Raw genomic sequence first — 13249 nt, forward strand, 5'->3', positions numbered from 1 at the left:
CAACACCGAACCAATGAACTGACTCAACTTTTTCGTGCAAAAACACCGCTCCCGTAATGATACTGCTGGCGAATTTAACATTCTGCCCTAGGATGACCAAAATACGTTATGCTGAAGTCCCCCCATACAACTGTACTGCACACAGGCTAAAGCCTTATACCGTAATAGTTTGAACGCTCAAGCCCTCAAAAATCGTACCCATGTAGCACTTGCAAAAATAGCGCGATACGTTCCTTCGGAACAGGCTCCGCCAACGCGCTATTTTTGCAATAGACAAGAGATCGGTTGAAACCCACGCTACATTAAGGTTTCAGCGATTGTACATAAGTAGGATGGCTAAAAAATCGCGGAAAGCCTCACGGTGAGGCAGTTTTGATTTTTTGGCTGGGGGAACTTCAGGTTAGAGCAGCTAACAACTTTATTGGATTTCGCGTTCTTTCCAAACAAATAAATATTCATGGTATTCTGACCCGAACCCAGTTTCAAGAGGGTTTAACCTAAAGTATTGAATCCAACACTAATCAGAATCAATAAACAGAAAAAAAAGGTGAGTGAGCATGATAAGAAATTACCCCTGTTCATAATCATTCAGCGGATCAAAATCCCAAAGATCATACCCCGCTGGATAGGGAGTTTGCACGTACTTCCCAAACAGCCTTTCCCACCAGCGAAACGGATGGGGAAGCGTGGCAACTTGAATACTAGAGCAGCCCACTACCCACGCCCCTAAAATATCTGTATGGCGACTGTCTCCAATCACAACAACTTGCTTAGGCGTCAATTGCATCTGAGCCAAAGCTTTGCGGAAGGCAAAAGGAAAGGGCTTCCTTGCCGGATTGATTGCCGGAATATCCAAGCGCTCAGACCAGGCTTTTACCCGATAGCGACGCTTACCATTGGAGAGGATAAAAAACTTAAATCCGGCTAACTTAGCTTTTTTGATCCAGGCTTCGCCTTCTGGAGATAAATAGCGATCATTTTCCGAAACAATCGTGTTATCTAAATCAAGAATTACCCCTTGAATCCCAGCGATCTTTAATAAATCCAGATTAATACAAGCCACAGTATGAACTTTTCTGGGGAAATTTACCACTCGGGTATTTCCCTGTCTGCTTCGCTTTAATTTCGATGGCAATTTGAATAACTTTAAAGGAAAAAGCAAAACTGTAGTACGCTTTCGCATATATTCCTTCCACCTCTCATGTAATAGATAGTTTTTTCAATAAGCTGAAAAAGATTAGTTAATCACCCCTTGCTGTTTGAGCAACAAAATGATAAAACTGGTCAGCACCCAACCCAAGACAGTGAGCGAAGTCGGTAAGTCTTTCAATAAAACTTCTTCCGGTCGCTCAGTTCGTCCTCCCTGTTCAACCGTGTCACTTCTCCGCGCAATTTCCCGGGGATCACTGAGCAGTTGATACCGAAAAATACCGTAGAGAACGAAGGGTAACGTCAGCATCATCCAGGGTGTTGATGCTCCCTGAACTTTGGGACCCGAACTCCAAAGCGCATAAGTAACCACAGCCGCTGTGGTCACAATACTTTCCATGCGATTCAGCAAGGATAAAGAATAACGGCGTAGCACTGACCGAGTCTTACCCCCTTTAATTTCGCTCAACCGCAACTCAGCTTTGCGCTTTTCCACGCCCAAAAATAGCGCCAGCATTGCTGTACACAAGAGAAACCAGGGAGAGAGAATAATTCCCGTCGCCGCAGCACCCGCAAAAGCCCGGAGGACAAATCCCGTGGCGATGGCGAATACATCTAAAATTACGGTGCGCTTCAGCCTTAGGTTGTAGGCAACTTGCAGCACAGCGTAACCGAGGATAGTTACTCCCAAAGCGGATGACTTCAGCCACCCGATAATTAGGGCACCGAGCAACAGAATCACCGCCATCCCAATTGCCACTGGCACACGGACTAAACCTGCGGCAATGGGACGCTTACACTTGACAGGATGGCGACGGTCAGATTCGACATCGGCAATGTCATTGAATAAATAGAAACTACTAGAAGCGCTGCAAAATAGGACTAAGGCAAGTAAGCTACCGAGTAAAGATTGAAGATTAATACTAAACGCAAACAAAGGTGCCGCAAAAACGATTAAGTTTTTTGTCCACTGACGAGGTCGGAGGGCAGTTAAATAGGGAAACTTAACGGTTAATGATTTTCGATTGCTCATCTTGTCTAGTTTGTGGAGCAGGATAATTGCTTTTGATGATTTGTTGACGCAAGTTAAGCCACTCTAAATTACTCTAAAAAAAGCCGTATTTATTCTTAACTTGTTTCCGAAATTTTCTGCCTCTTTTGCCTCACTTTCAGTAAAGATAGAATAGTCAATGCAGCTAGAATCGCAATCATCGGAATACTCGGGAAATGGTAACGGTCTTGGGCGACAATCACCGCATGGACAGCGGCAAAATAACCCCAGAATAGTACGGTTGGATGGGAGATCATCATCACCCATCCCTGTTGTTTACCGAGTAAGACAATACCAATTAAACCGAGTCCTAGTGCTGCTAGCCAGTAGAGTTGATTGATGATCTTCAACGGCAACAGCACCCCAGTTCCATAGCGCTTGACTAAGCCTTTTTCATTCCAACTTACTCCGATACTTTCACGCGCATGAGTTTGCACCAATCGAACCAGGCTGCGTCTGATAAACAAAAAAGGTTTTTCTTTAATATGAGCTACAGCAGCAGACTTTAGATAATCGTCTCGCTGTGCTTCATTCATTCCCTTGGCTTCAGGGGGTAATGGCATATATCCACCCGTGGACTCGGGATTATTGCCCATCCAAAGGTTAGCACCTGAATTCGTTGAGATGGTGGTAAACTGTCCGAAAACCTGAGTATTACGGATTGACCAAGGAGCAATCAGCAGCGCCATGACAACAAACATGACCAACGTAGCTGTCAAGTTCTTAAATATCTCCCTTGTCCTAACCGCCCGCTCAAATAATAGTAAGATGGGAATTAACAGTGCCGTCGGTCGCACATAACTTGCTGCTGCCAATACTACAGCAACCCCCAATGCTCTCGACCGAAGTGTGAGTCCTTCGTTCAACCATAGCCACAGTCCCACTAATACCAATGCCGTAAAAAGTAACTCACTAGCCAGGACGGTGGTAAATTGGATTTGGCTGGGCCATAATGCCAATATGATACCTGTCACTATAGCAATGCGACGATTGAACCAGGTTTCTGCCAAGCGCATTGAAACCCAAATAATGACAGCGGTCAGTAAGAGGTTGAAAACAATAATCGGTAAATAGTTGTGACCAAACAGCCAGTAAAATAAGGCATAGACAAAAGAGGTTCCAGGGGGCCAATAAGCCGTGGGATCACCACTCTCCCAGCCATACCCCTGTCCCGTTGCCAAGTTGAGGGCAAAGGTATCGTAGGCGTTACTATCTGAGACGGGGATTACGGGTACGGCTATTGCCCACAGGATACGTAACCCTAGAGCAATCAGTATTATCCTTATGTCCGGCAGGTAATTTTTTAACACTTCCTGAAGTTTTTTGGTAAAAACTTAAATTTTAGGTGCATTATACTCTGCCATCTGGAATGTTGACTAAAAATCATCCAACATCCATTCCGACGCCCGTTCCCCCATCTCAATCGGAATGCTCACGGCTTTCCCCAGTCGGGGACGTTCACGAGTTTGCTCGATGTACTCTTGCACTTGGGGAACCGCACCCCAACCATGGAGATAATGGGCAATGGCGTCCAGACGCTCTAGATACTCGACTTCGGACAAGGGAAACGACTTCTGCTCTAGGTACTTCCACATCACCTGAACAAAAATTTTTCCCTGAGTCCGCCGAAGCTGGATGTCATAAGAGCGTCCCCACTTGCTGAGCAGGATTTGGTGCAACTCTTGTCCTGTCATAGATCCCTTACCTGGCTGATTGTTTACATTTTTTTACGAAGATAAAGTTTCTTTACTTTATGAGAAGGGTACAAAGAATGTAATAATACTCATAGCTTAAGCCGTAAATCCTTACTTACATAAGGATTATGGCAACCCTGCTCGCGGTTGAATCCCTCTTCATAAAAGGAGCGGGGTAAAGAAAATGCTGGGAATCATCCCAGAGTTGTTAAAAAAAATATACCCTTAGGCGTTCAGTTATGGCTCAAGTGTCTGGCTCCCCAGATGTCCCCGATATGGGGCGTCGTCAATTTATGAACCTCTTGACGTTTGGTACGATTACGGGTACTTTCGTCGGTGCCCTTTATCCAATCGTCAAGTACTTTATTCCCCCATCAAGTGGTGGTGCTGGCGGTGGTGTCACCGCTAAGGATGCTTTGGGCAATGATATCCAGGTTAGCGAATTTTTAAGCAGCCATAACCCAGGCGATCGCACCTTGGCTCAAGGACTCAAAGGCGATCCCACTTATGTAGTCGTGACCGAAGACAAAGCGATCGCGGACTACGGGATCAACGCGATCTGCACTCACCTGGGATGTGTGGTTCCCTGGAATGCCAGTGAGAACAAATTCGTCTGCCCTTGTCATGGTTCTCAGTACAATAGTCAGGGCAAAGTGGTACGCGGACCTGCTCCATTGTCATTAGCCTTGGTTCACGCCGACGTCACCGCAGACGATACCCTGACCTTTTCCCAGTGGACGGAAACCGATTTCCGCACGGATAACGATCCTTGGTGGACTTAACGTGACGCGGAAGTCTCCACCTTCAAGACGAGCGGGTTGAGTTGTGTTGCACGGTAAAAATAACTGTCTGCGGAAGGCGGACGGCTGCCTGTGGACGCAGAGTAAGACCATCACCAGATTGAGTTCTGGACTTTCTGTACTTGTTTTCGTCATTTGTCCTGAGTTAGGGGCATAATGACATGACCCATTTTTGAATTGTGAATTTTTTCCTTAAGCGATGAGAACACCTTCTTTATCGGTGATGTACAAAAGCAGCAAGCGGATTATTACCCAAGCCCTCTTGCTGACTTTGGCAACAGCGGCATTTTTCTTCATTAGTGATATTTCCCTTCCCCAGTCGGCGGCGGCTTATCCGTTCTGGGCGCAGCAAACTGCCCCGGAAACTCCCCGTGAAGCCACCGGACGGATTGTTTGTGCTAACTGTCACCTCGCGGCGAAACCCACGGAAGTGGAACTTCCCCAATCGGTTAAACCAGATACCGTCTTTGAAGCTGTGGTAAAAATCCCCTATGACCTGGATACCCAACAGGTCTTAGGAGATGGTTCCAAAGGCGGTCTGAATGTGGGAGCTGTGGTCATGTTACCCGATGGCTTTAAAATTGCGCCCGAAGACCGCATTCCTGAAGAATTACAGGAAGAAGTTGGCGGACTTTACTTCCAGCCCTATAGCGCAGACCAGGAAAACGTCGTGATTATTGGTCCCCTACCGGGTGAACAGTATCAAGAAATTGTTTTCCCGGTTCTGTCTCCGAATCCCAAAACGGAAAAAGATGTCCATTTTGGTAAATACTCGGTTCACGTTGGCGCTAACCGAGGTCGTGGTCAGGTTTATCCGGCTGGGAATAAGAGTAACAACGCGGTCTACAATTCCACAAAAGCCGGTTTAATTTCTCAAATTACCAAGTTAGAAGAAGGCGGCTACGACGTTACCATTCAAACCTCTGAGGGTGACACAGTTGTAAATACCATTCCTGCAGGACCCGAATTAGTGGTTTCCGAAGGGCAGGAGGTCGCCGCAGGTGAGGCGTTAACCACTGATCCTAATGTCGGTGGATTTGGTCAAGTAGACGGCGAAATTGTCTTACAAGACCCGGCTCGGATTAAGTGGCTAATGGTCTTCATTGTTGCGATTATGTTTTCTCAACTCTTCCTCGTCTTGAAGAAAAAGCAGATTGAGAAAGTACAAGCGGCTGAAATGAATTTCTAAGTCCAGCGTTTATTCATTTGAGCCAACTCATTTCAAATAAATAAGGGACAGGTTAGCTAGCCTGTCCCTTATCGTTACTATCGGAGCTTTATGAGATTGCTTTCACCCAAGACAAGAGTCGCGAGTGATTACTACTCAGCCTCTTTTTCTTCACCTTCATTTTCATTTTCGTTTTTGGTATCACGATTACCAAAATAGCGCTTGTTTCTTGAGAAAGAAGAAGAAGAAGACTTCTTGCGAAACTGCCGAGCATAAGCTTGGTTGCGAGAGGCTTTCTCTTTTTTCAAATTGCGGCGTTTAGCCATTTTAGATGTCTCCATCAATACAACAAAACGCTTCTGTAGATTCACACATAAGCGCCACAGTCAACTCAAAACCTAGAAGCGGTTGTTTCGGCGACCACCACCGCTTTTTGGACGATCTTCACGAGGTCGCGCTTGATTGACCTTGAGTTCACGACCCATCCATTCAGCGCCGTTGAGCTCAGAAATTGCTGAGGCTTCTTCGTCTTCCGTCCCCATTTCCACAAAGCCAAACCCGCGCAGGCGACCTGTTTCGCGATCAGTCGGCAGATGAACTCGCTTGACAGTACCGTACTCGGCAAAGACTTCGCTAAGGTCTTCAGAGGTAACGGAATAGTCGAGATTGCCTACATAAATTGACATCGATTGATGTTCTCCCCAATCAAAAAGTGTGTCGAGAGCCAAGATTTCGGAGAACAGCCTGTCAATACTTTAGGGGAAAAACCTATGAATACTGAAAACAAACGTAGTCACCGCTTTGAGTCTCAATAGACATTGTAACGAATTCCTGCCCTGTTAGGGGATATTGCTGATCATTCCCCTGACAGACATGCAGCCTAAGCATTTTCAAGCCAAGTCTTGAGGTAGATGACAGGGGAAGGCATCGATCGCAGACAATAGATAGACCGATCAAGACCTGTCTATGCGCGTATCGGCAAAAACGATTCAAATCCTGCTGACGATCATCGCTACTATCTTAGCGATCGCGGCGCTTAAGGCAACCAGTGCGATTACCATCCCCTTGGCGTTTGCCTTTTTCATCGCGGTGTTAGTCCATCCCCTGCAACGTTGGCTCAACCGTTATGTCCCCCATTGGCTGAGTTTGGTCATTGTCATGCTGGTTCTGGCTGGCGTTGTCGGCTTAGCCATCGGCGCACTGCTACTGAGTGCGGAAATTGTGGAACGTGACATCTCCTACACCATACCTGTACTCAGGTTGGTGTAGGAGATGTCACGGTCGATTGTCGCGGTACTCCCGCCCACTCTACTGGCGCTAATTTTTCAAGGAATCGGGCGGGGAGTAGCAACATTGGTGGGTTTGGCTATCATTCAAGTGATTTTAGGCAACTTCGTTGATCCCCGTCTTCAGGGACGTACCCTTAAGCTTTCACCCTTTGTGGCGCTATTGTCGATTGTATTCTGGGGTTGGGTGTGGGGTATTCCTGGCGCACTACTGGGTAACTCTGGTTTTAACCCAACATCTGATATTATTGACTTCCACAAGTGCGAAAATCAATGCCAATATTCACTCGTTTTCCCCGATAGGGTTCAGCAGTAAGTATCACTGTGCCATCTTGGTCAACAACCCAACCTTGGGCTTCAATTAAAGGTGGGGTGTTCGTTTGGGATAGCTGAGAATTAGTAGGAGTTGAGGATGGAAAACTCTGGCTGGATAACCGTCGCGTATCTTCCCAAATTGCCCGTCCAGACAGGTATTGACCCGGAGAATGGGGAATTCCACCGCGTCCGGTGACCACAAAGCGATCGCCTGTATCCGCCGGACAGCCGGAAATGATTTGCCCAGAGGGATCAGAGAAGGTTGAGGGCAGTTCAATTAACCCTCGTGAGGGGTCAATATTCGGTGTATTAATCACAATGGAACCGTCAATTCCTAATTCTGAACTGGCAATAATATCACTGTTGGGGGTTAAAATTTCGCTCAGTTGTAAGCCCAAAATTGTTTGAGTATTAATCGTAATATTGCCACCATTTCCTTCAAAGGCATTAGCGATAATGTCACTATTTTCTGAAAGCACTGCCACAATAAAATTGGCATCAATAGTCATATCTCCCCCATTGCCACCACCACTGGTTTCGGTACCTGCACGGGTGGACAGTTGACTATTATTTCGCAAGATAAATGTCTCGGCTACTTTGAGGTTGATATTCCCCCCTTCTCCGGATAAACTCGTTGCTGAAATTAACCCTTGATCTAACAACAGAGAGCGGACATCAATATTGATATCGCCAGCATTGCCTGTCCCTGTCGCACTCACCGACACCGCCGCGCGATCGCGAATATTTAATTCACTCGTGGGACTATTAATATTGATATCTCCCCCATCGCCAGATGCGGCTTCAGTTGAGGAGGCAAATAAACCTGTACCTAGGAGAGTGCCTTGATTATTGGGATCAGACAGTTCAATCGACTCCGACACATTCACATTTAAATCACCCGCTTGTCCAGAATTAAATGTAGTGGTTAATACCTGCGCTCCCCCTCGTGCAACCAGCCGAGGAGAAGTGAGGGTAACATTGCCTGATGCAGCCTGATCAAAGGTTCCCGAACCCAACAGAGAATTATCTAACTCGATCCGATTTGTGGCATCAATCTGAATATTTCCCCCCCTACCTTGATTGAGTGTCGTGGTAGCAATCAATCCACCATCACGGGCAATAAAATTTGGGGTTTCAATGAAGACATTGCCCGCCCTTCCTTCTCCATCCGTAACCGTGACAATTCCCTGACTAAAACTATCCAGAGTGAGCGTATCGGCAAACGCCGGACGCACAAATTTCTCTTGCAACGCCTCAAATCCTGCCCCAATAACTTCAATGGAGTCTGAAGCGCGAATCTGAATATTTCCCCCCTTTCCAGAACGCGATGTCGAGGCATTAATTCGACCATTATCAAGGCGTAAACTCTCTAAATTCAGTCGGACATTTCCCCCATCTCCGAAACCACGGGTTGCTGATGTGATCTCTCCGCCTTGTTGGACAATCAATTCTTGGCTAGTAATGTCTATATCGCCAGCATTACCAGATTCATTCGGCGAAAATAAATCCGTGGCGATAGAGCTGGGAAAACTACCATCTGCCGACCTGCCAATCACTTCAATTAACTCAGCATTTTTAATCGTCAATTGTCCCCCATTGCCATCTGCTCCAGTATTTCCGAGGACGCCAGCACCATTGCGAAGGCTCAAGTTACGTACATCTAAGGTTAAGTTTCCGGCATTGCCATCACGCCCAGTAGACGTGCTAATCAAAGCTCCATCTGTTAGAGTGACGTTCTCAGCATTTAGGGTTAAATCGCCAGCATCTTCACCCAAAGTTCCTGTCCCGATACCTCCCTCTCCTTGTAAAAAGACATCTGTCGCATTGACGGTTAAATCTCCCCCCTCACCCTGGTTGACAAAGGTAGTAATTCCGCCACCGTCGCGAATAGATAATCGCCCGGTATTAATTGTTAAGTTGCCAGAGTTCCCACTACCTAAAGCTGATGTGGAGATTCCTGTATCTCCTTGCAAGGGGATTTGAGCCAATTCAACAGAATTGGGATTAAACGCACCGGGTTGATTTCCAATAATTTCAATGGACTCCGTGGCGTTAATCGTGACATTTCCAGCATTACCACTATTGCTTAGATCGGTATTAGAACCAACCCCCACGCCAAATGGGAATGTTGTCTCAGGGTCTTGAATAATCGTTAATCGACGAGTATTTAGGTTGATATCCCCCGCGTCAGCACTACTCATTTCAGCACTACCCGGAACAGGAGCAGCCGACGTCCCAAGATTACTATTGCGAATCACTATGTCATCAGCAGCATTAACCTGTACCATTCCTCCTTGAGCTTCATTGAAGGCAAAGGAAAAAATAGACGCATCTTCAACAAGGATAGATTGAGCGGTAATCGTAATTCCTTTGGCTACGCCAGGAAGTCTGCCACTGTTGGTGAGAGTATTTCCTCTATTCCAAAACAGTCCACCACTGTTAAGCGTGATTTGTCCGGCAAAATTGCCATCCGATGCGATGGTTTTATTAACACTCAGATCCCCGATCGCATTGAGTGAAATATCTCCAGCTTGATTCTCGGAATTAGCAACAATATTTCCCATCGTATTTAGATCTCCGGCTGCATCAACAGAGATATCACCTGCTTGATTGCTACCCTCGCTAACCAGAGCTGCTGTAGTAGTGATTGCCCCATTTTCACTTTTGAGGGTAATGTTCCCACCGATTTCTCCCCTTGAGGCGATATTCTGGTTAATACTCAGATTCTCGTGAGCCTCAACAGAGATATCTCCGCCTTGATTTAAACTATTGCTAACCAGAGCTGCTGTAGTGGTGATCCCTCCATTTTCACTTTTGAGGGTAATGTTCCCGCCAATTTCTCCCATTGCGTTGATATTCCGGTTAATACTGACATCCCCGATCGCATGGAGTGAGATATCTCCAGCTTGATTCTGGGAATTGGCAATAATAGTTCCCATTGTAGTTAGGGTTCCAGCCGCATCAACAGAAATCTTTCCCGCTTGATTGATACCATCACTCACTAGAGACGCCGTAGTTGCGATCGCGCCTTTTTCGCTATTGAGGGTAATATTCCCGCCGATTTCTCCCCTGGAACTGATATTCCCGTTAATATCAAGGTTTTCGCTAGCATCAACAGAGATATCACCCGCTTGATTTAGACTATCGCTGATCAGCATGGCGGAGGTAGCGATCGCGCCTTTTTCACTGTTGAGGGTAATATTTCCGCCGATGCCTTCAGTTGAGGTTGAGGTGATATTCTGATTAACATTCAGATCACCGCTAGCCTCCAGTACAACCTCACCTGCTTGATTAATCCCATCGCTAGTCACAAAATCCGTGGTCGCGATCGCCCCGTTTTCACTTTTAATCGTAATATTACCGCCATTGTTCGCCACGACATCCCCGCCAATGGTTCGTCCAGTATTTACCAGCCCTGTGGTGACATTACCCAGGGCAAAGAGACTAATATCACCACTTCTGCCACTATTGCCCAAAACATCGACGCTGCTGATTGTACTATTGGCGGTGTTAATTTGACTGGTATCGGCAAAAGTTCCAGAGGTAATCTCGATTCTCCCACCCAGGGATGTCAGAGTAGAACCCGGATTCATCAAAAACTGAGCGACTCCAGCATCCCGTTGATCCGCGATCGCATTTTCGTCATTAATTTTGGCAATAAAGTCTCCACCATTGAGAAGGATTAGCAAGTTATCGGCAATGGTAATCGAACGTCCTGCCTGTAACGTTAGACTATTGCTTGATGGGCTAAAAATACTCTGGTTAATAGCAATATCATTATTTGCTTGTAATGTGACGGAGTTAGTGGCAAGAGCCGAGCTAAGCACATTACCATTAATAATCGATACCTCTGTTGGATTCGTCTCAAAGGTTTGCCCATCGGCGGAGTCACTTCCATCCGCTTGAATCCAAATATTTTTCGGATCGAGTAACAGGGTTCCCACCTCTCCCAAAGGTGCTGTGGTATCCACGATTCCGGTAAACTCTAAATATCCACCAGATACGTCTACAAAACCCCCATTAGATTGAGGATTATCACTCGCACCACGGGCGGTAATGGTTCCCTCAAATTGGGTGGTTTCATTGCCCCTAATAATCACCCTACCGCCATCCCCCTGATTCAGAGAATCAGCTTTAATTTGCACCTCTGCAGCAATAGTCACTTGTTCCCCTTGACCAATTGCTACGCTACCGCCACCTGTAAGAGAAGAGACATTAATTCTGGCAGTTTCTAATAACTGAACCTCCTCCCCGAATACCTGAATCGTACCGCCAGGAGCCGTCAATGAACCTGTACTAATCACCCTATCTCCCGCTAGCGTCAAGGTTTGTCCTGGTTCTACGCTTAACTGTCCCTGATTCCGAATTTCCGCTTGCTGTTGGCGCAGGGCGTCTAAAAATAAGACACCCGGTTGAATTGCCAACAGTTGACTATTTTGGGGATTAGTCGCCCGAAACACACCATCGTTTCCCAACTGAATCCCATCAGCCGTACTCGCCACAAAAGAACCCGCGACATCTAATTTGGCATCAACACCAAAGAGAATGCCATTAGGATTCAGTAAAAAGAGGTTGGCATTTCCATCAACCCCTAAAGTACCAAAAATATTTGATCGGTTATCCCCTGTAACCCGCGTGAGGATATTGGCGATGCCCTCCGGATTAGCAAAGTAAACCTGTTGGTCTAAACTAACGTTAAACTCAGTAAAACTATGGAACAAGTTACTCCCACGCTTTGCGCCACCTTCAATTAAGTCTCGCACCCCTTGGGGAGTAATGATAGAGGCTTCTGTGCCTAACGTATTATCGGGGATTAACTGAGCCTGAACCGCCGGATTGAAAAGGGTTAGCCAGACTAACGGGAAGGTCAGCGATCGCCCTTGTTTGAGAAACGTGATTATATGCATCAATCCTAGCCCCCTGCTTCTGGCAAATCCCAACTCTAATAATACTCCAAGAATGGAAAAGAACAAGGGCAATGGAGAAGGTAGAGGGATGGGGCACTCATCTTAGGGACTTGCTGAATTAAGCGGGAAGCTATACTATACAAGGGGGAAAGCTATTTTTTACCCAATTATTACTTTCATTTTTACACCCCTACAAAAGGGATAATTTTGTCAGCAATAGGTGATGACAACAGCTACGTTTGAACTAGCCGAACATCGGGTCATTCTGTCAAATATCAGTTGGCAAACGTTTGAGCGGTTACTTGCAGACTTAGGGGAAAAACGCTGCGCTCGTTTGGCTTACAATGACGGAGTATTAGAAATCATCACGCCCTTAGGATCTCATGAAAATAATAATCGCTTTATTGAAAGCTTAATTGGCGCGATCGCGGATGAATTAAATCTCAACCTCAAACGGTTTGGTTCTCTCACTCTGAAGCGAGAAAAACGACAAAAAGGGGCAGAACCTGACTCCTGTTACTACATCCAAAATGAACCCAAGGTTAGACATAAACAAGAGATTGATTTGGCGAATGACCCGCCACCCGATCTAGTCTTAGAGATTGATATTACCAGTGGTTCTATGGATAAACTACCAATTTATGCCGCGATTGGTGTACCAGAACTGTGGCGTTATGATGGACGTAAACTCGATGTATTTGTTTTATCTCCAGAATCAACGAGTTATCAATCTGTGGATAAAAGTCCGACGTTTCCATGGCTATCTTTAGCAGCAATTCCTCGGTTTATTCGGCAAAGTTTAGCGGATGGAGAAACCGCAACATTACGGGCGTTTCGGACTTGGGTGAGAGAACAGCAGCCGGATTAGAGGTAAAAGGC

At 46.2% G+C, this 13249-nt stretch carries 12 protein-coding genes; 5 read left to right on the top strand and 7 right to left on the bottom strand.

The annotated features are described in order from the left end of the window. Positions 1-568: 568 nt before the first annotated feature. The 4 genes from MC7420_RS28410 to MC7420_RS28425 form a co-directional block, all read right to left on the bottom strand. Positions 569-1093 (bottom strand): YqeG family HAD IIIA-type phosphatase, encoded by a 525-nt coding sequence (locus MC7420_RS28410; protein ID WP_052307567.1) that lies wholly within the window; start codon positions 1091-1093, stop codon positions 569-571. Between the two features lie 144 nt (positions 1094-1237). Beyond that, the gene (locus tag MC7420_RS28415; RefSeq protein ID WP_006104898.1) at positions 1238-2182 is read right to left on the bottom strand and encodes a decaprenyl-phosphate phosphoribosyltransferase; all 945 of its coding nucleotides are present in this window, start codon (positions 2180-2182) and stop codon (positions 1238-1240) included. Between the two features lie 95 nt (positions 2183-2277). Then, the gene (locus MC7420_RS28420; protein ID WP_006104896.1) at positions 2278-3510 is read right to left on the bottom strand and encodes a glycosyltransferase family 39 protein; all 1233 of its coding nucleotides are present in this window, start codon (positions 3508-3510) and stop codon (positions 2278-2280) included. Between the two features lie 66 nt (positions 3511-3576). After that, the gene (locus MC7420_RS28425) at positions 3577-3894 is read right to left on the bottom strand and encodes a DUF3067 family protein (protein ID WP_006104969.1); all 318 of its coding nucleotides are present in this window, start codon (positions 3892-3894) and stop codon (positions 3577-3579) included. A 239-nt stretch (positions 3895-4133) separates the two neighbouring features. Here MC7420_RS28425 and petC point away from each other — a divergent pair, with 239 nt between their 5' ends. Further along, positions 4134-4676 (top strand): cytochrome b6-f complex iron-sulfur subunit, encoded by a 543-nt coding sequence (gene petC, locus MC7420_RS28430; RefSeq protein ID WP_006104929.1) that lies wholly within the window; start codon positions 4134-4136, stop codon positions 4674-4676. Between the two features lie 217 nt (positions 4677-4893). Further along, positions 4894-5883: a cytochrome f gene (gene petA, locus MC7420_RS28435; RefSeq protein WP_006104827.1), complete on the top strand. Its 990-nt coding sequence runs from the start codon at positions 4894-4896 to the stop codon at positions 5881-5883. 131 nt (positions 5884-6014) lie between these two features. On the opposite strand, the gene MC7420_RS41925 is transcribed toward petA, so the two are convergent. Beyond that, positions 6015-6188 (bottom strand): hypothetical protein, encoded by a 174-nt coding sequence (locus MC7420_RS41925; RefSeq protein WP_006104830.1) that lies wholly within the window; start codon positions 6186-6188, stop codon positions 6015-6017. 72 nt (positions 6189-6260) lie between these two features. Beyond that, positions 6261-6548: an RNA recognition motif domain-containing protein gene (locus MC7420_RS28440; protein ID WP_006104844.1), complete on the bottom strand. Its 288-nt coding sequence runs from the start codon at positions 6546-6548 to the stop codon at positions 6261-6263. A gap of 280 nt (positions 6549-6828) precedes the next feature. Here MC7420_RS28440 and MC7420_RS42990 point away from each other — a divergent pair, with 280 nt between their 5' ends. Both MC7420_RS42990 and MC7420_RS42995 read left to right on the top strand, forming a co-directional pair. Further along, positions 6829-7131 (top strand): hypothetical protein, encoded by a 303-nt coding sequence (locus MC7420_RS42990; protein WP_006104949.1) that lies wholly within the window; start codon positions 6829-6831, stop codon positions 7129-7131. 3 nt (positions 7132-7134) lie between these two features. Beyond that, on the top strand, positions 7135-7464 hold the full coding sequence (locus MC7420_RS42995; protein WP_071777265.1) for an AI-2E family transporter: 330 nt from the start codon (positions 7135-7137) through the stop codon (positions 7462-7464). Here the strand turns inward: MC7420_RS42995 and MC7420_RS28450 are convergent. Beyond that, positions 7394-12370: a beta strand repeat-containing protein gene (locus MC7420_RS28450; protein ID WP_044210290.1), complete on the bottom strand. Its 4977-nt coding sequence runs from the start codon at positions 12368-12370 to the stop codon at positions 7394-7396. The two genes, MC7420_RS42995 and MC7420_RS28450, sit on opposite strands and share 71 nt — an antisense overlap. A 223-nt stretch (positions 12371-12593) precedes the next feature. Here MC7420_RS28450 and MC7420_RS28455 point away from each other — a divergent pair, with 223 nt between their 5' ends. Continuing rightward, positions 12594-13238 carry a Uma2 family endonuclease gene (locus tag MC7420_RS28455; protein WP_006104812.1) on the top strand — a complete coding sequence of 215 codons (645 nt, stop codon included), beginning with the start codon at positions 12594-12596 and terminating at the stop codon, positions 13236-13238. Positions 13239-13249: the final 11 nt, after the last annotated feature.

Origin of the sequence: Coleofasciculus chthonoplastes PCC 7420 (assembly GCF_000155555.1) — a bacterium.
In the GTDB taxonomy this organism is placed as follows: Bacteria; Cyanobacteriota; Cyanobacteriia; order Cyanobacteriales; family Coleofasciculaceae; genus Coleofasciculus; species Coleofasciculus chthonoplastes_A.

What these genes read in the sequence shown, in the direction of transcription:
- MC7420_RS28415 (WP_006104898.1), bottom strand. Translation starts at nt 2,182, where the DNA reads ATGAGCAATCGAAAATCATTAACCGTTAAGTTTCCCTATTTAACTGCC.
- MC7420_RS28425 (WP_006104969.1), bottom strand. Translation starts at nt 3,894, where the DNA reads ATGACAGGACAAGAGTTGCACCAAATCCTGCTCAGCAAGTGGGGACGC.
- petC (WP_006104929.1), top strand. Translation starts at nt 4,134, where the DNA reads ATGGCTCAAGTGTCTGGCTCCCCAGATGTCCCCGATATGGGGCGTCGT.
- petA (WP_006104827.1), top strand. Translation starts at nt 4,894, where the DNA reads ATGAGAACACCTTCTTTATCGGTGATGTACAAAAGCAGCAAGCGGATT.
- MC7420_RS41925 (WP_006104830.1), bottom strand. Translation starts at nt 6,188, where the DNA reads ATGGCTAAACGCCGCAATTTGAAAAAAGAGAAAGCCTCTCGCAACCAA.
- MC7420_RS28440 (WP_006104844.1), bottom strand. Translation starts at nt 6,548, where the DNA reads ATGTCAATTTATGTAGGCAATCTCGACTATTCCGTTACCTCTGAAGAC.
- MC7420_RS42990 (WP_006104949.1), top strand. Translation starts at nt 6,829, where the DNA reads ATGCGCGTATCGGCAAAAACGATTCAAATCCTGCTGACGATCATCGCT.
- MC7420_RS42995 (WP_071777265.1), top strand. Translation starts at nt 7,135, where the DNA reads ATGTCACGGTCGATTGTCGCGGTACTCCCGCCCACTCTACTGGCGCTA.
- MC7420_RS28450 (WP_044210290.1), bottom strand. Translation starts at nt 12,370, where the DNA reads ATGCATATAATCACGTTTCTCAAACAAGGGCGATCGCTGACCTTCCCG.
- MC7420_RS28455 (WP_006104812.1), top strand. Translation starts at nt 12,594, where the DNA reads ATGACAACAGCTACGTTTGAACTAGCCGAACATCGGGTCATTCTGTCA.